The following is a 14,483-nucleotide window of genomic DNA, read 5'->3' on the forward strand; positions in this document are numbered from 1 at the left end:
GCACGGCGACCGAACCGCGTTGAATCCAAGGACCCTACATGCACATCCTGCTCGTCGAAGATGACGCCACCCTGGCCGACGGTATCCGCCGCGTCCTGGAAGGCCATGGCATGCAGGTCGATCTCCTGCGCAACGGCGCCGAGGCCGACGCCTGGCTGCGCACCACCCGCTTCGCCGTGGTGGTGCTGGACATCGGCCTGCCCGGTGGCCTGGACGGCTTCGAGGTGGTCCGCCGCCTGCGCCAGCGTGGCAGCGATCAGCCGGTGCTGCTGCTCACCGCCCGCGACGCCATCGACGACCGGGTACATGGCTTCGAGGTGGGCGCCGACGACTACCTGGTCAAGCCCTTCGCCGTGCCCGAGCTGGTGGCGCGGATCAAGGCGCTGGTCCGTCGCGCCGGTGGCCAGAACAGCGCCGACCTCACCCTCGGGGCCCTGCGCCTGGACACCGCCGCCCACCAGGCGCGCCTCGGCGACACCCCGCTGGATCTCTCGGCCCGCGAGTGGGCGGTGCTCGAACACCTGCTGCGCCAGGCCGGCAAGGTGGTCTCCAAGCAGCAGATCATCGACGCCCTGGCCCCCTGGGGCAGCGAGGACCTGACCCACAACGCCGTGGAGGTCTATGTCTCGCGGCTACGGTTGAAACTGACCGACTCCGGGGTCGGCATCCGTACCGTGCGCGGCTTCGGCTATCGCCTGGAAGAAGCCGCGCCATGACCGCCACCGCGCCCAGCCTGCGCCGGCGGCTGCTGAAATGGCTGGTGCTGCCGGTGCTGCTGGTCAATCTCGGCGGCGCCGTGGTCAGCTACCAGTTCGCCCGCAAACCGGCGTTCAGCGCCCTGGACGGTGATCTCACCGATGCGGCGATCCTGCTGCTCGAACAGCTGGAAGTGGATGGCAACGGCCGCCTGTGGCTGCCGACGGAAGCCGACTACCTGCTGCGCCACAACAGCCACGACCACGTCTGGCTGGCGGTGCGCAGCCTCGACGGCCAGCTGCTGTTCGGCGATGCCGCGATGCCGGTCCAGGAGATCACCGACGAGATGCGCGACGGCCATACCACCGCCCTGCGCACCCGCATCAACGATCGCTCGGTGTTCATGGTCGGCCGCCTGGGCGTAGTGGCCGGGCAACCGGTGGTGGCCAGCGTGGCCCAGACCCTGAGTCGCCACACCGCCGCCCTGCAGCGCATGGTGCTGACCCTGGTAGCGGTGCAGATCCTGGTCGCCCTGCTGATCGCCGCCCAGCTGCTCTGGGCGGTACGCCGGGGCCTCAAACCCCTGGAACGGCTGGAGCGCCAGCTCGACAGCCGCCACTACGATGACCTGGCGCCGCTGCGCGAAGAGGGTGCGCCCCGCGAACTGGGCACCTTCGTCACCGCGCTCAACGGTCTACTGCTGCGCATCCGCGAGGGCGCGCGCAACCAGCGCGCCTTTCTCGACGACATGGCCCACCAGTTGCGCACCCCGCTGGCCGGCATCAGCACCCTGACCCAGTGGCTGCGCCAGCGCCATGCCGGCGATGCCGAAAGCGCCGCGGCCCTGGCGCAACTCCAGGCCGCCACCGAGCGCATGACCCGCCAGACCAACCAGTTGCTGACCCTGGCCCGCGCCGCCACCGCGCGGCTGGAAAGCCCGCCGCGCGAGCCCTTGCGGCTGGACGAGCTGATCGGCGCAGCCATGCCAAGCCAGCTGTCCCAGGCCGATGGCCACAACATCGACCTGGGCTACGAACTGGAGCCGCAGACCGTGCAGGGCAACGCCTTCCAGCTGCGCGACCTGCTCGACAACCTGGTCGACAACGCCCTCAGATACACCCCGCGCGGCGGTCAGGTCACGGTGCGGCTGCGCGGCCAGGCCGGGGCGACGGTGCTGGAGGTGGAAGACGACGGCCCGGGCATTCCCGAGGCGGAGCGCGAACGCATCTTCGAGCGTTTCTATCGCCTCGACCGCGGCATCCATGGCACCGGCCTGGGGCTGGCCATCGTCCGCGACATCGCCATCGCCCACGACGCCGGCATCGAACTGGCGACCGCGGCAGGCGGCCACGGCCTGCGCGTGGCCATCCATTTCCCGCCCCTGGTCGTGCCGCCGGCGGAGGCTTCGTAGGTTGGGTGGAAAGCTACCCTCTCCCCCAATGGAGAGGGAGTAATCCGGCGCCCTGATACCCTCGCAGGTTGGGTTGAGCGCAGCGAAGCCCAACACGCCAGAGCCCTGTCCTACCCCTCACCCCAACCCTCTCCCCATGGGAGAGGGGCTGCCCGGCACGGCGCTAAATCCCGGTGTTCCGCCCTATCCCCGCCACCCCGGATTTTCCAGCAGCACCGCCATCCCCTGCCCACCGCCGATGCACACCGCCGCCACCCCGTACCTGAGCCCCTCGGCGCGCAACTGACGCGCCAGGGTGATGGCCAGGCGCAGGCCGGTGGCGGCCAGCGGGTGTCCCAGGGCGATGGCGCCGCCGTGGACATTGAGTCGCGCTGGATCCAGCTCCAGGGCGCGCTGCACCGCCAGCAGCTGGGCGCCCTGGGCTTCGTTGATCTCCAGGCGGTCGATGGCCTCCAGCGCCAGGCCGACGCGGTCGAGCAGGCCCTGGATGGCCGGCACCGGGCCGCTGCCCATGACGTCCGGCGGCACGCCTACCACGCAACTGCCGCGCACCCAGGCCAGTGCCCGTGCCGACGCGGCGTCCGCGCCTCGCGTCAGCAGCACGGCGGCGGCGCCGTCGGCCACCGCGCAGCTGTTGCCGGCGGTCTGGACCCCGCCCGGATGCACCGGCGTCAGCCGTGCCAGGGCCTCCCGCGAGGTTTCCCGTGGATGGCTGTCATGCTCGACCACCGCGCAGCCCCGCGGCAGGCGCAACGCCCGCGGCGCCAGGCCCTCGGCCTCGAAGCGCGCCGCCGCCACCGGCACGATCTCTTCCGCGAACCAGCCCTGGCGCTGGGCCGCCAGGGCGCGCTCGAAACTGCGCAGTGCCCAGGCATCCACGGCCGCGCGGGCGATGCCGTGGCGCTGCGCCAGGCGCTCGGCGGTGGCGATCATGTCCAGTCCGGCCGCCGGGTCCTTGAGGGCCTCCCAGAGAAAGTCGTGGAATTCCACCGGCGCGCCGAGGCGAAAGCCGCTGCGATGGGTGTAGGCGGCGATGGGATTGCGGGTCATGGACTCGGCCGCCACGCACAGCACCCGGCTGGCCTGGCCGCTCTGCAACTGATCGCCCGCCTGGCGCAGCAGCTCCAGGCCGGTGCCGCAGACCCGCTGCACCTGCAGCGCCGGCACCGCCTCGGGCACCTCGGCATAGAGGCCGATATGGCGTGGCAGCAGATAGGCATCGAAGCTGGCCTGGGCCACCGAGCCGGCCAGCACGGAATCCACCGCCCCGGCCTCATGCCCGCGTGCCAGCAGCGCCCGGGCCACGGCGATGCCCAGGTCGGTGGGCGACACCTGCCCCAGGGCGCCATTCAGATCGGTCCAGGGCGTGCGCACGCCATCCAGCAGCAGGACATCGTCGTAGAGCGCACCCATGCCGTTACGCATGACCAGGCGCCTCGGCGCGGGCTGCAGCCGCCGGCACCGCCGTCCGCCGCTGCAGCAGGGCCAGCACCGCGCCCGCCGCCACCAGCACTGCCGGGGTAGTGGCTACCACCAGGGTCGCCGCGCCTCCGCCCACGGCCAGGACCTGGCCCGCCAGCAGCGGTCCGGCCATGGCGCCCAGGCGGCCGACCGCCACGGCCGCACCGGTCCCGGTTGCCCGCACCGCCGCCGGATAGAGCTGCGGCGCCAGGGCATAGAGCACCAGTTGGCCACCGACCACGAACAGTCCGGCGGCGAAGCCGGCCAGGGCCACCAGTGGATAGGCCTTGGCTAGACCCAGCCCGGCCAGACCCAGCAGGATGCCCAGGTAGATGGCCAGCACCGTCAGCCGTGGCCGCCAGCGATCCATGAGCAGGCCGAACAGCACCGAGCCGATGCCGCCGCCCAGGTTGAAGAGGATCTGCACCCCCACCGCCTGGCCGCGGCTGAAGCCCTGGCCCACCAGCAGCGAGGGCAGCCAGTTGAGCAGCATGTACATCACCGTGAGGGTGAAGAAGTAGCCGAGCCACAGCAGCAGGGTGGTCGACAGCGGGATGGCGCCCAGCCAGGCCCCGCGCGGTCCGCCCGCCTGAGGCCCGCCTCGATGGCGCAGAAAGCCGGCGGTCTCCGCCAGGTAGCGCCCGAGCAGCGGCGCCACCAGCAGCGGCGCCAGGCCACCGACATAGAACACCGTCTGCCAGCGGCCGACGTCCAGCAGCCCCACCACCGCCGCCAGGGCGCCACCCAGGGGTACGCCGCAGTACATCAGGCTGACCGCCGTCGCCCGGGCGCGCTCGTCCACCGATTCGGCGGACAGGGCGATCAGATTGGGCAGGGCGCCGCCCAGGCCGATGCCGGTGAGCAGCCGCGCCAGCAGCAGGCTCTCCAGGCTCCAGACATGGGCGGTGGCCACCGAGAAGACCCCGAAGATCAGCACGCAGGCGATCAGCACCTTCTTGCGGCCGATGCGATCGGCGCACCAGCCGCCGATGAAGGCGCCGGGCAGCAGGCCGAGGATGCTGGCGCTGAACACCAGGCCCATCTGCCCCGGCTGGAAGCCGAAGGCCTTGGCCATGGCCGGGGCGGCGATGCCCATGGCCTGGAGGTCCATGCCCTCCAGCAGGGCGACGATAAAGCACAGCAGCAGGGTCAGGCGGGCCCCGGGCGGAACGGTCGAGAGCAGGCGCATGGTGGACTCCTCAGAAGCGGAAGGTGGTGGCGGCCATCAGGAAGCGGGTGTCGTCGCCGTCGGCCTGACGCACGGCGGCGCCGGCCTGGAAGTAGCTGTATTCCAGGTCCAGGGTCAGGTTGGCGGTGGGCATCCAGCGCAGGTTGTTGCGCCAGAGGGTGCCGGCCTTGCGCGCCGAGCTGGCGGCGGTGCCCGGCACCGTGGTCATGCCCGGCAGGTAGACGCCGTCTGCGGTGCTCTGCCGCCAGACGCCGAACAGCCCGCTTTCCAGCTGCAGGGTCGGGCGCGGCGCCAGGGTCAGCAGCGGGCCGACCAGATAGAGGTTGGCCAGGGTGGTAAGGCCGGAATCGCCATAGAAGCCGTTCTTCGGATAGAGCGGATCGAAGGTGCCGACGCGGTCGTCGCCCGGGCCGTGATCGCCACTGGCGGCGTCCACCCGCAGGGCCAGCCGCGGCTTCCAGGCGCCGCCCAGGCGATAGCCGGTTTCGCTGCTCAGGCCCCAGGCGCGGATCCGGGCGCCGGCCAGATGCCCGCCCTGCCCGGCCAGGTCCCAGCTCCAGTCCCAGGGACCGGCGTTGCCGAACAGGCGGAAGCCGGCGGTGTAGCGCTTTTCCGCGCCGGTCAGGCCATCCAGGGTGCGCTGGTCGGTCTCCAGGCCGAAGCCGTAGACATCCAGCTTGAGCGGTCCGGCCAGCGGCAGGGTGCCGTAGAGGCCATAGAGCTTGACCGCATTGTTGGAGCCGTCGTCGAAGCTGTCTTCGCCGGTCACCACGGGCCTCAGGCCGAAGGCGTCCAGCCGGTAGCCGTCCGGGCGGGTCCAGGCCAGGCGCAGGCCGTCGAAGTTGAGACGGATGTTGCGGGCGTCGCGGTAGGTGACGAAGGCCTGGTTGCCATAGCCCAGCTCCTGGCGACCGATGCGGGTCATCAGCGTGCCGCCGGCCAGCGGCGTGTTGAGGTCGATGAAGGCCTGGTGCAGCTCGGTGCGGCTCTGGTCGTAGGGACCGTAGAGCGCCTTGTTCCAGGCACGGGTGTTTTCCAGCTGGACGAAGGCGCGCACGGCATCGTCGAACAGGTGCAGGTCGGCGTGCAGCTGCAGGCGCTGCTGGATGTAGTGGTCGGTAGCCACCCCGCGCCGGCCAAAGACCGGATTGCGGATGCTGTCGAAGCGATAGCGCGCCTCGCCGCCGGTCTGCAGCCAGGCCGAATCGCCGAGGCGCTGGTAGCGCAACCCGTCGAAGGGATCGGTGCGCTTGGCCGGATCGTCGAGGAAGCGATAGTCCTCGGCCCAGCGCGGCGGTCCGGGCGGCAGGGGACGCGCCGTCTCCAGGCTGTTGAGCGGCTTGGGCCGGGCGCTTTCCAGGGTGGTGGAAGGCGCGGCCAGAAGGCCCTGGCTGGCGAGCAAGGAGGCGAGCGTGGTAAAGGCGAGGCACGAGCGGGCCCGTGCGCGGGCCGGAAGCGAGCGCGAAAAAGACATGAGATGACCGTCCTGACTGAGGAAGCGGAAGGCGCCGCCGGGGCGCGCGGATCAGGGCCTCGCGGGCGCGGATCGGGTAGCGGTCAGGAGGAAGGGTGGTTGGATAGCGAGCTGACATGGCGGGTGTCCCTTTGTTGTTGTTGTCGTCACCGGGGGGCGGTTGGCCCTGGTTCGATGATGGTCCATGGCAGAAATGGATCAAGCCATCCAGGCTGAATCTGGCCGATTACCGAAAGTTATCTTTATTAACTTTATTCCTGCAGGACGACTGGTCCGCCAGGTTTCTCAACGTCTTCTGTATCGCGCTTTGTAACAATGCCCGCCCTTGAGGGGTCCATGAGGAGGCCCGTACGGGTTAAGGTTCCTTCTCTCACGATCGAAAAGGCGAACTCATGAGCTCCAAGACTCCCCTCCTGCTGGCTGGTGCCGCGCTCTTCACCCTGCTGGCCGGTTGCGGCTCGCATGAAACCCAGAGCAGCCCGGCGGCGACCTCCTCGGCCCCGAGCGGCGCCGTCGGCAGCAGTGGCCGTTGCAACTCCGATGCGGTCCAGGATCTGGTCGGCAAGGCCCTCTCCCCGGCCCTGGCCGAAGAAGGTCGGCAGCGCGCCGGTGCCCAGGTCGTCCGCGTGGTCCGTCCGCAGGACCCCATGACCATGGATTTCAATTCCCAGCGCCTGACCATCACCACCAGCGCCAGCCTGGTGGTGCAGACCGCCACCTGCGGCTGATCCCCGGCGCGCCCCACGACCTGCCGGCCCCTGCCGCGCAGGTCGGTGCGCCCGGCTAGAGGCCGAAGCCCTGGCGCAGGGCCGCTACGCTGTGGAAGTGGAAGGCCGGGCCATGGCGCTCCAGCTCTTCCCGGCTGCCGAAGCCATAGCCCAGGGCCACCGCCGCCACGCCGTTGGCACGAGCGGCGATCAGGTCGTGCTCGCGGTCACCCAGCATCAGGCAGGTCTCCGGCGCCAGGCCTTCGGTTTCCAGCACGAAACGCAGCAGTTCGGTCTTGTCGGCGCGTGTACCGTCCAGCTCGCTGCCATGCACGGCGGTAAAGCATTCCGTCAGGGCGAAGTGCCGGAGGATCTCCACGGCGAACACCCGCGGCTTGGCCGTCACCAGATAGAGCCGCCGCCCGGCCGCCTGCAACTCGGCCAGCAACTCGCGGATGCCCACGTAGAGCTCGTTCTCATAGAGACCGGTGGCGCGGAAATACCCCCGATAGGCCTCCACCGCGCGCCAGGCCCGCGCCTCGTCGAAGCCGTAATGGGTCATGAAGCTCTGCAGCAGCGGCGGGCCGATGAAGACCTCCAGCCTACGCAGATCGGGTTCCTCGATCCCCTCGGCGCGTAGCGCCACCTGGATCGCCCGGGTGATGCCCAGGCGCGAATCGGTGAGGGTGCCATCGAGATCGAACAGCAGATGGGGGTGATGCATGGGATGTCCTGGCAACGGGAAATCCTGGCCAGTATGGCGAGCGGGAACAGAGATCGGTAGGCTCGACCGCTCCATTGGAAATGAGTCTTGTTCGCCGATGCCGCCTTTGCCCCGTTCCGTCCGTCACAGCGCCTGGCTGGCCCTGCCGCTGTTGCTCGCCCTCGCCGCTCCCGGCCAGGCCCGCCCCATCGATCAGCCCATGGACGCCCAGGTGCTGCAGCAGCCGGGCCACGGCTATGCCTTCAGCGAACTCCAGCTGGATTCCGTCGACGGCGCCCGCCACTACCAGGTGTGGATCGCCCGACCCGCCACCCCGGCACCGGCCGCTGGCTATCCGGTGCTCTATCTGCTCGACGGCAACGCCGCCCTGGGCGGGCTGAACGCCGAGTTGCTCGATACCCTGGCCAAGCGGCCCAAGCCGCCCGTGCTGGTCGCGGTGGGGTACACGGGCGGCAAGCGCATCGACGGCCCAGGCCGGGCCTACGACTACACGCCGTCCGCGCCTAGCAGCGAGCGCTTTCGCGAGCTGGCCACCGGCGGCGCCGACGTCTTTCTCGCCTGGCTGCTGGAGCGCCTGGAACCGGCAGTGGCCCGGCAGTTGCCCCTGGATCAGGGCCAGCGCGCACTCTGGGGTCACTCCCTGGGCGGTCTCTTCGTCCTCCACGCCCTGCTCACCCGCCCGGACGCCTTTGCCCAGGGCTACGCCGTGAGCCCCTCGCTGTGGTGGAGTCCCACCGTGCTGCCGCAAGACGACCAGCAACTGAAGGAGCGCTTCAAGGCCCATCCGGCCCGCCTGGTGCTGCTGCAGGGCGGCGCCGAACGCGAACTGCCCGCGCATTTCCAGAGCGAGGTCCCCACCGATGCCACCCGGCGCCTGGCCGACCGCCTCGGCCAGCTCCCCGGCATCCGGGTGCGCTACGAGGTTCTCGAAGGCCTGGGCCACGGCCCCATGCTGCCGGCCTCGCTGCAGGCCGTGCTGAGCGAGTGGCGCTAGTCCGCCAGCCAGCGATACATCACCAGGCAATCCACCAGCCCGAGGCTGGCATGGCGATAGGCCCTGGGCAGGGTGCCGACGATCTCGAAGCCGTGCTTCTGCCAGAGCCGCACCGCCACCTGGTTGCTGGCCACCACCGAGTTGAATTGCATGGCCTGGAAACCCAGTTCTCGGGCCACCTGCACGGAGTGCTCGCAGAGGGCGCCGGCCACGCCCTGGCCGCGGGCGGCGGGGGCGACCATGTAGCCGCAGTTGCAGACGTGATCGCCCGGCCCCATGGCATTGGCCTTGAGGTAGTAGCTGCCGAGCAGCTGACCGTCGCGCTCGGCGACGAAGGTCGCCTGCGGGAGCTCCACCCAGAGGCGCCAGGCGTCGTCGCGGGTCATGTCCGGGTCGTAGGCGTAGGTCTCCCGGGCCTGGGCGACCTGCTGGATCAGTGGCCAGACCTGCTCGAAATCGGCGGCGGCGAGGGGGCGAATCTGCATGGATGACTCCGGCGGACCAAGGAACCGCCAGTGTCGCCTAGCCGGCCGCCGCTGCCAAATCGCTGCCCTCGTCCAGCAGGTCCTGGGCCCCCTGGCGACAGGCCGCCAGCAGTTCCTCGGCCAGGTCCTCGTCATCCAGCGCCCGCGCCAGGGCCACACCACCGATCAGGGTGGTGGCCAGCTGCAGCGCCCGGGTGCGCCGCCGCGCCGGCGGCCCCGACAGATCCCGCTCCAGCCGGGTGACGAAGCGCGCGAAGAAGCGGGTATAGCTGCCACGGATGGCGGCCCCCCGATGGGTGACGTCGGCTGCCAGAAAGGCCAGCGGACAGCGCAGCGCTTCGCCTTCGGCATGCTCGCGACTCAGGTAATGCTCGACCAGTTGCCCGAGGCCTTCGCTACCGAGACCGTCGAGCCGGGCACTGCCGATCCGCGCGGCATGGGCGATGGCCTGGTCATAGACCTCGGTCTTGGTGCGGAAGTGGTGATAGAAGGCGCCGCGGGTGAGACCGGCGTCGGCCATCAGGTCATCGAGTCCGACCGCATCGAAGCCCCGGAGGGCGAACAGGCGGGCGGCGCTGTCGAGGATGCGCTGGCGGGTCCGCTCGCGCTGATCAAGGGGCCAGGCCATGGCTACTCCGGATTATGTTCTTGAACATAAGGTCTCCTTTGCCAGCATGCGGCCTTCTTTGCAAGGAGCCTGCAGCATGACGCCCTATCTCTTCGGTCCCGCCTTCAGCACCCTGGTGCGCAGCGTGCGCCTCCATGCCCTGGAACAGGGGCTGGAGCTACCCTGTGGCCTCGCCCCGGGTGGCCAGCCCATCGCCTGGCGCAGCGAGGCCCATCTGGCGCTGCACCCCTTCGGCCAGGCGCCGGTGCTGCTCGACGGTGACCAGCGGATCTTCGAAACCCTCGCCATCTGCCGCCATCTCGATCGTCGGCTCTCGCCGGAGCGCGGCGGCAACCCGGAGCAGGATGCCTGGAGCAGCGCCCTGCTCACCACCGTGGATGCCCGCCTGGTCCGTCGCTATCTGCTACGGATCGCCGGGCCACGACCCGCCCCCTTCCAGACGCTGGAAGAGCAGCAGCGCGCCCTGGCCGACGTCGACGCGACGCTGGCCGTACTCGACCGTCAGCTGGGCAACCAGAGCTTTCTCTGCGGCGCCGAATTCAGCCTGCCCGATGCCCTGCTGGGGCCCATGCTCGACTACCTGGAGCCCCTGCCCGACCTCCACTGGCAGACGACCTGGCCCCGCCTCGCCGCCTATCTCGACCGCCTGCGCGCGCGACCCTCCGGCCAGGCGATCCTGGTGCCGACGGACCCCAAGCTCCGCTGAGCCTACAGGAGCTACCAGGGACCACCTACCTCCCCAACACACCGTAGCCATCCCCTCTCCCTGCGGGAGAGGGCCAGGGTGAGGGGGTGCCCACCACCCTCTCCCTACCTGCTAGCCTTGGAAGCTCCTTCCCCGCCCAAGGACCGCCCATGACCACCGTCCACCCCATCGCCCTCGTCACCGGTGCCTCCCAGGGTATCGGCCGCGCCGTCGCCCTCGGTCTGCTGCAGGACGGCTTCCGCGTGGTCCTCGCCGCGCGCCGTACTGAACCCCTGGAGGCGCTCGCCGAAGAAGCCCGGCAACAGGGCGGCGAAGCCCTGGCGGTACCCTGCGACGTCACCGATGCCGCCAGCGTCGAGGCGCTGTTCGCCCGCATCCGCGACACCTACGGTCGCCTGGACCTGCTGTTCAACAATGCCGGCGTCAGCGCCCCGGCGGTGCCCATCGACGAGCTGGAACTGGATGCCTGGCACCGGGCGGTCAACACCAACCTCACCGGCGTCTTTCTCTGCAGCCGCGCGGCCTTCGCCCTGATGCGCGAGCAGACACCCCGTGGCGGACGCATCATCAACAACGGCTCCATCTCGGCGCACACGCCCAGGCCCTTCAGCGCGCCCTATACCGCCACCAAGCATGCCGTGGCCGGGCTGACCAAGGCCCTGGCCCTCGACGGCCGCGCCTTCGATATCGCCTGCGGCCAGATCGACATCGGCAACGCCGCCACCGAGATGACCGAGCGCATGGCCAACGGCGTGCTCCAGGCCGATGGCAGCACCGCCGTGGAGCCGCGCATGGATGTCAGGCACGTCGCCGACGCCGTCCGCTACATGGCCAGCCTGCCGCTGGACGCCAACGTCCAGACCCTCACGGTGATGGCGACCAAGATGCCCTATGTGGGCCGGGGCTGAGGGGTTCCACGTGGAACCCGATCAGACAGGGAGCAGGAAATGAATCCAGCCGAAGTCGTCTCCTTCTGGCGCGCCGCCGGCCGGCGCCAGTGGTTCAACGGCGGCCCTGCCTTCGACGCCGAGTGCCGCTCGCGTTTCGAGGCCCTGCACTTCGCTGCCAGCCGCCGTGAGTGCGATGACTGGATCGAAGGTGCCGAAGGCGCCCTGGCCCTGTGCCTGCTGCTCGACCAGATCCCGCGCAATATCTTCCGCCACAGCGGCCACGCCTTCGCCACCGACGGCCTGGCCCTGCAGCATGCGCGACAGGCGATCGACGCCGGTCTGGATCAGCAGGTCGCAGCCGAGTTGCGCGCCTTTTTCTATCTGCCGTTCGAGCACTCCGAAGTCCTGGCCGATCAGCGGCGCTCGCTCGCCTTGTTCGAGGACCTGGGCATCGAGCACTACCGGCGCTATGCCGAGGCCCATCTGGAGGTGATCGCCCGCTTCGGCCGTTTCCCGCACCGCAACCGGGCACTGGGGCGGCTCAATACGCCGGAGGAACAGGCCTGGCTGGATGCCGGCGGGGGTTTCTGACCCGCCGTTCAGGGCGTGCCGGGCGACACGCCGGCGGCCCTGGGCACCCGGTGTCCTAGCCCCGCCACTCCACCACCAGATCTGCCCGCGCCCGGTCGCCGTCGATCAGTCGCGCATTGGGCTCGTCGGTGCTTTCCACCCAGGCCTCGGCGTCCGCGCGGCTGCGGCCGAAGTGCATGTGCCGGGCGACCAGCCGCTCGCGACGCTCCGCGGGATCGACGCGCACGTACCAGCACTCGTCGAACACCTCGGCGACATCGCTCCAGGGCGCCTGCGTCAGCAGCAGGTAGTTGCCCTCGCTGATCACCAGCTGGGTCTCGGCGTGGACCGGAATGGCATTGGCGATGGGCTCTTCGATCTCGCGATTGAACAGCGGCGCATAGACGGTCTCCCCGGCCACCGGCGTCTTCAGCCGCTGCAACAGGGCGCGATAGCCGCGCGCATCGAAGGTGTCCGGCGCGCCCTTGCGTTGCGCGCGACCCAGGCGCGCCAGCTCGCGATTGGCCAGGTGATAGCCGTCCATGGGCACCACCACGGCGCGCTCGCCCAGCGCTGCGGCCAAGAGTTCAGCCACGGTCGACTTGCCCGCGCCCGGCGTGCCGGCGATGCCCAGCAGGCGGCGTCCACCCCGGGCCAGCAGCGCCTCGGCGCGAGCCAGGAGTTCGGCGGGAAGTTGCAGGCCATCGACCGGACGCTGACTGCTCATGCCGGCACCCCCTGCAGCGAAACGGCGGAGAGGGCAGGCAAGCAGTGGGAAGCGGTCATGGCGGAGGTTCCGGCAGTGGGGATCGCGGCACGCTAGCACTCACCGCCGCGGTCGTCGACTCGGCGCCGACGCCGCCGGAAAGCCATCACAGTCTGCAGCCCGGCGAGCAAATCACCGCCGCGGCCCCTCGGCATCCACCCGGCGCTCTCGTACACTTCGCCTCCTATCGGCCGCAAGCCGCTGCGCGCCTCTTACAAAGGGATTTGGTCGCCATGAAGAAACCGCTACTTACCACCCTCGCCGGTGTGGCCCTGGTCGTTGTCGGCACTGCCGTGGGCGGCGCCTGGTACACCGGCACCCGGCTGGAGGGCGAATTGCGCCAGGCCACCAGCCAGGCCCAGGTAGCCTTGCAGGCGCAATTGCCCGAGTACCCCTTGCAGCTGCAGCTGGTCGAGCTGCAGCGCGGTGTCTTCAGCAGCGCCGCCACCTTCAGCCTGACCGTGCAGGCCGAGGATCGGCCGCCCGTGGAGGTACTGCGGGTGCTCGACGACATCCAGCACGGTCCCTTCCCCCTGACCCGTCTCAAGTCCCTGCAGCTGGCGCCGGTCATGGCGGTCAACCGCTTCACCCTGGCGCGCACGCCGCTCACGGCCGATCTCTTCACCCTGGCCAAGGGCGCCGAACCCGTGCAGCTCGACGCCACCCTGGGCTACGACCGCGCGGTGGACGGCGGCCTGACCCTGGCCGCCCTGCACCTGGACCAGCCCCAGGGCGCGGTGGCCTTCTCCGGCCTGACGGCCACCTTCGCTACCGACATGGAGGCCAGCCGACTGCGCCTGGACAGCACCGTCGGACAATTCAGCCTCAATGTGCGCACGCCGGATGGCTGGGCCAAGCTGGAGACCGAAGGCTTCGGCCTGACCGGCGACAACCGTCGCAATGCCGATGGCTTCTGGCTCGGCCCGGGCCAGCTGCGCCTCGGCCGCCTGCTGCTGGCCATGCCCGGCAAGCCGCCGGTCGAGTTGCGGGACCTGCAGCTTCAGGGCGACACCCGGCAGCAGGGCCAGCAGCTGGCGGGTACGCTCAACGCCAGCCTTGGCCGACTCGACATCGCCGGCCAGACCCTGGGCAAGGCGACCCTGAGCAGTCACTACAGCAATCTCGACAGCCCCGCCCTGGCCCAGCTCAATGCCCTGCTGCAGCACCTGCAGCTGGATACCGAGCAGGGCCTCGATCCCACCACCCAGGCGACCCTGCAGCAGCACCTCGGCGATGTGCTCGCCGCGCGTCCCCAGCTGGTGGTGGATGACCTGCGTCTCGACACCCCCGGCGGCAGCAACCACCTGCGCCTGGACCTGACCCTGGCCAAGCCGGCGACCTACGATCTGCCGCCGGAGCAGCTCGCGGCCCAGTTGCTGGCCGGTCTCGATGCGCGCCTGTCGGTAGCACGAGGCAGCCTGGTGGATGGTGTCCTGTTCCAGGCGGGCGCCCAGCGCACCCAGCCGGCCATGCAGCAGCAGGCCCAGGCCACCGCCGAAGCCCTGGCCGGCATCGGCCTGAACAGCGGCCTGCTCAAGGCCGAAGGCGAGGACCTGGTGGCCACCCTGAACTACAGCGCCGGACGGCTGATGCTCAATGGCCAGGAGGTGCCGCCGGAACAGCTGCTGGCCCTGCTGGAACGCCCGCAACCCACGGCGCCTGCCAAACCCCAGGGCAAGGCACCGAAACGCTAGCGGATGCTTGGGCTGTTGGGCTTCGACGATAGAACCGCCTCAACCCAACCTACGCAGGCCCCGTAGGTTGGGTTGAGCCACGCGAAGC

The 14,483-nt window shown here is 70.1% G+C and carries 15 protein-coding genes; 8 read left to right on the forward strand and 7 right to left on the reverse strand.

Going from position 1 to position 14,483, the window contains the following annotated elements:
• Window positions 1–38 precede the first annotated feature (38 nt).
• Complete coding sequence (locus tag QE393_RS19135) at window positions 39–716, forward strand: response regulator transcription factor (protein ID WP_310045048.1); 678 nt, start codon at window positions 39–41, stop codon at window positions 714–716.
• Window positions 713–2,107, forward strand: coding sequence for an ATP-binding protein (locus QE393_RS19140; RefSeq protein ID WP_310045050.1), 1,395 nt, complete (start codon window positions 713–715; stop codon window positions 2,105–2,107). The genes QE393_RS19135 and QE393_RS19140 overlap by 4 nt, the downstream gene beginning before the upstream one ends.
• Before the next feature lie 183 nt (window positions 2,108–2,290).
• Here the strand turns inward: QE393_RS19140 and QE393_RS19145 are convergent, their stop codons facing one another.
• From QE393_RS19145 to QE393_RS19155, 3 genes are read right to left on the reverse strand one after another with little or no spacing between them, the layout of a single operon-like run.
• Window positions 2,291–3,532, reverse strand: coding sequence for a thiolase family protein (locus QE393_RS19145; RefSeq protein WP_310045051.1), 1,242 nt, complete (start codon window positions 3,530–3,532; stop codon window positions 2,291–2,293).
• On the reverse strand, window positions 3,525–4,757 hold the full coding sequence (gene mhpT, locus QE393_RS19150; protein WP_310045054.1) for a 3-(3-hydroxy-phenyl)propionate transporter MhpT: 1,233 nt from the start codon (window positions 4,755–4,757) through the stop codon (window positions 3,525–3,527). The genes QE393_RS19145 and mhpT overlap by 8 nt, the downstream gene beginning before the upstream one ends.
• Window positions 4,758–4,767: 10 nt before the next feature.
• On the reverse strand, window positions 4,768–6,231 hold the full coding sequence (locus QE393_RS19155; RefSeq protein ID WP_310045056.1) for an alginate export family protein: 1,464 nt from the start codon (window positions 6,229–6,231) through the stop codon (window positions 4,768–4,770).
• Window positions 6,232–6,623: 392 nt separating this feature from the next.
• Between QE393_RS19155 and QE393_RS19160 the strand changes: the two genes are divergently transcribed.
• Window positions 6,624–6,959 (forward strand): I78 family peptidase inhibitor, encoded by a 336-nt coding sequence (locus QE393_RS19160; protein WP_310045058.1) that lies wholly within the window; start codon window positions 6,624–6,626, stop codon window positions 6,957–6,959.
• Between the two features lie 55 nt (window positions 6,960–7,014).
• Here the strand turns inward: QE393_RS19160 and QE393_RS19165 are convergent, their stop codons facing one another.
• On the reverse strand, window positions 7,015–7,662 hold the full coding sequence (locus QE393_RS19165) for an HAD hydrolase-like protein (RefSeq protein ID WP_310045059.1): 648 nt from the start codon (window positions 7,660–7,662) through the stop codon (window positions 7,015–7,017).
• A gap of 106 nt (window positions 7,663–7,768) precedes the next feature.
• Here QE393_RS19165 and QE393_RS19170 point away from each other — a divergent pair, with 106 nt between their 5' ends.
• Window positions 7,769–8,656: an alpha/beta hydrolase-fold protein gene (locus tag QE393_RS19170; protein ID WP_310045061.1), complete on the forward strand. Its 888-nt coding sequence runs from the start codon at window positions 7,769–7,771 to the stop codon at window positions 8,654–8,656.
• Here QE393_RS19170 and QE393_RS19175 read toward each other — a convergent pair.
• On the reverse strand, window positions 8,653–9,141 hold the full coding sequence (locus QE393_RS19175) for a GNAT family N-acetyltransferase (protein WP_310045063.1): 489 nt from the start codon (window positions 9,139–9,141) through the stop codon (window positions 8,653–8,655). The genes QE393_RS19170 and QE393_RS19175 overlap by 4 nt on opposite strands.
• 37 nt (window positions 9,142–9,178) lie before the next feature.
• On the reverse strand, window positions 9,179–9,769 hold the full coding sequence (locus tag QE393_RS19180) for a TetR family transcriptional regulator (RefSeq protein ID WP_310045064.1): 591 nt from the start codon (window positions 9,767–9,769) through the stop codon (window positions 9,179–9,181).
• A 76-nt stretch (window positions 9,770–9,845) separates the two neighbouring features.
• Between QE393_RS19180 and QE393_RS19185 the strand changes: the two genes are divergently transcribed.
• The 3 genes from QE393_RS19185 (at window position 9,846) to QE393_RS19195 (ending at window position 11,956) form a co-directional block, all read left to right on the forward strand.
• The gene (locus QE393_RS19185; RefSeq protein WP_310045066.1) at window positions 9,846–10,475 is read left to right on the forward strand and encodes a glutathione S-transferase family protein; all 630 of its coding nucleotides are present in this window, start codon (window positions 9,846–9,848) and stop codon (window positions 10,473–10,475) included.
• Between the two features lie 149 nt (window positions 10,476–10,624).
• Window positions 10,625–11,383 carry an SDR family oxidoreductase gene (locus tag QE393_RS19190; protein WP_310045068.1) on the forward strand — a complete coding sequence of 253 codons (759 nt, stop codon included), beginning with the start codon at window positions 10,625–10,627 and terminating at the stop codon, window positions 11,381–11,383.
• 39 nt (window positions 11,384–11,422) lie between these two features.
• The gene (locus QE393_RS19195) at window positions 11,423–11,956 is read left to right on the forward strand and encodes a DUF924 family protein (protein WP_310045069.1); all 534 of its coding nucleotides are present in this window, start codon (window positions 11,423–11,425) and stop codon (window positions 11,954–11,956) included.
• Between the two features lie 55 nt (window positions 11,957–12,011).
• Here the strand turns inward: QE393_RS19195 and QE393_RS19200 are convergent, their stop codons facing one another.
• A complete protein-coding gene (locus QE393_RS19200; RefSeq protein WP_310045070.1) occupies window positions 12,012–12,662 on the reverse strand; it encodes a nucleoside/nucleotide kinase family protein in 651 nt (216 codons plus the stop codon).
• Between the two features lie 272 nt (window positions 12,663–12,934).
• On the opposite strand from QE393_RS19200, the gene QE393_RS19205 reads away from it, so the two are divergent.
• Window positions 12,935–14,395, forward strand: a complete 1,461-nt coding sequence (locus tag QE393_RS19205) for a YdgA family protein (RefSeq protein ID WP_310045072.1) — start codon at window positions 12,935–12,937, stop codon at window positions 14,393–14,395.
• Window positions 14,396–14,483 lie beyond the last annotated feature (88 nt).

The organism is Pseudomonas sp. SORGH_AS_0211 (genome assembly GCF_031453455.1).
In the GTDB taxonomy this organism is placed as follows: Bacteria; Pseudomonadota; Gammaproteobacteria; order Pseudomonadales; family Pseudomonadaceae; genus Chryseomonas; species Chryseomonas aestiva.

Excerpts from the sequence above, each read along its gene's own strand:
- QE393_RS19135 (WP_310045048.1), top strand. The coding sequence starts at position 39 with ATGCACATCCTGCTCGTCGAAGATGACGCCACCCTGGCCGACGGTATC.
- QE393_RS19140 (WP_310045050.1), top strand. The coding sequence starts at position 713 with ATGACCGCCACCGCGCCCAGCCTGCGCCGGCGGCTGCTGAAATGGCTG.
- QE393_RS19145 (WP_310045051.1), bottom strand. The coding sequence starts at position 3,532 with ATGCGTAACGGCATGGGTGCGCTCTACGACGATGTCCTGCTGCTGGAT.
- mhpT (WP_310045054.1), bottom strand. The coding sequence starts at position 4,757 with ATGCGCCTGCTCTCGACCGTTCCGCCCGGGGCCCGCCTGACCCTGCTG.
- QE393_RS19155 (WP_310045056.1), bottom strand. The coding sequence starts at position 6,231 with ATGTCTTTTTCGCGCTCGCTTCCGGCCCGCGCACGGGCCCGCTCGTGC.
- QE393_RS19160 (WP_310045058.1), top strand. The coding sequence starts at position 6,624 with ATGAGCTCCAAGACTCCCCTCCTGCTGGCTGGTGCCGCGCTCTTCACC.
- QE393_RS19165 (WP_310045059.1), bottom strand. The coding sequence starts at position 7,662 with ATGCATCACCCCCATCTGCTGTTCGATCTCGATGGCACCCTCACCGAT.
- QE393_RS19175 (WP_310045063.1), bottom strand. The coding sequence starts at position 9,141 with ATGCAGATTCGCCCCCTCGCCGCCGCCGATTTCGAGCAGGTCTGGCCA.
- QE393_RS19180 (WP_310045064.1), bottom strand. The coding sequence starts at position 9,769 with ATGGCCTGGCCCCTTGATCAGCGCGAGCGGACCCGCCAGCGCATCCTC.
- QE393_RS19185 (WP_310045066.1), top strand. The coding sequence starts at position 9,846 with ATGACGCCCTATCTCTTCGGTCCCGCCTTCAGCACCCTGGTGCGCAGC.
- QE393_RS19190 (WP_310045068.1), top strand. The coding sequence starts at position 10,625 with ATGACCACCGTCCACCCCATCGCCCTCGTCACCGGTGCCTCCCAGGGT.
- QE393_RS19195 (WP_310045069.1), top strand. The coding sequence starts at position 11,423 with ATGAATCCAGCCGAAGTCGTCTCCTTCTGGCGCGCCGCCGGCCGGCGC.
- QE393_RS19200 (WP_310045070.1), bottom strand. The coding sequence starts at position 12,662 with ATGAGCAGTCAGCGTCCGGTCGATGGCCTGCAACTTCCCGCCGAACTC.
- QE393_RS19205 (WP_310045072.1), top strand. The coding sequence starts at position 12,935 with ATGAAGAAACCGCTACTTACCACCCTCGCCGGTGTGGCCCTGGTCGTT.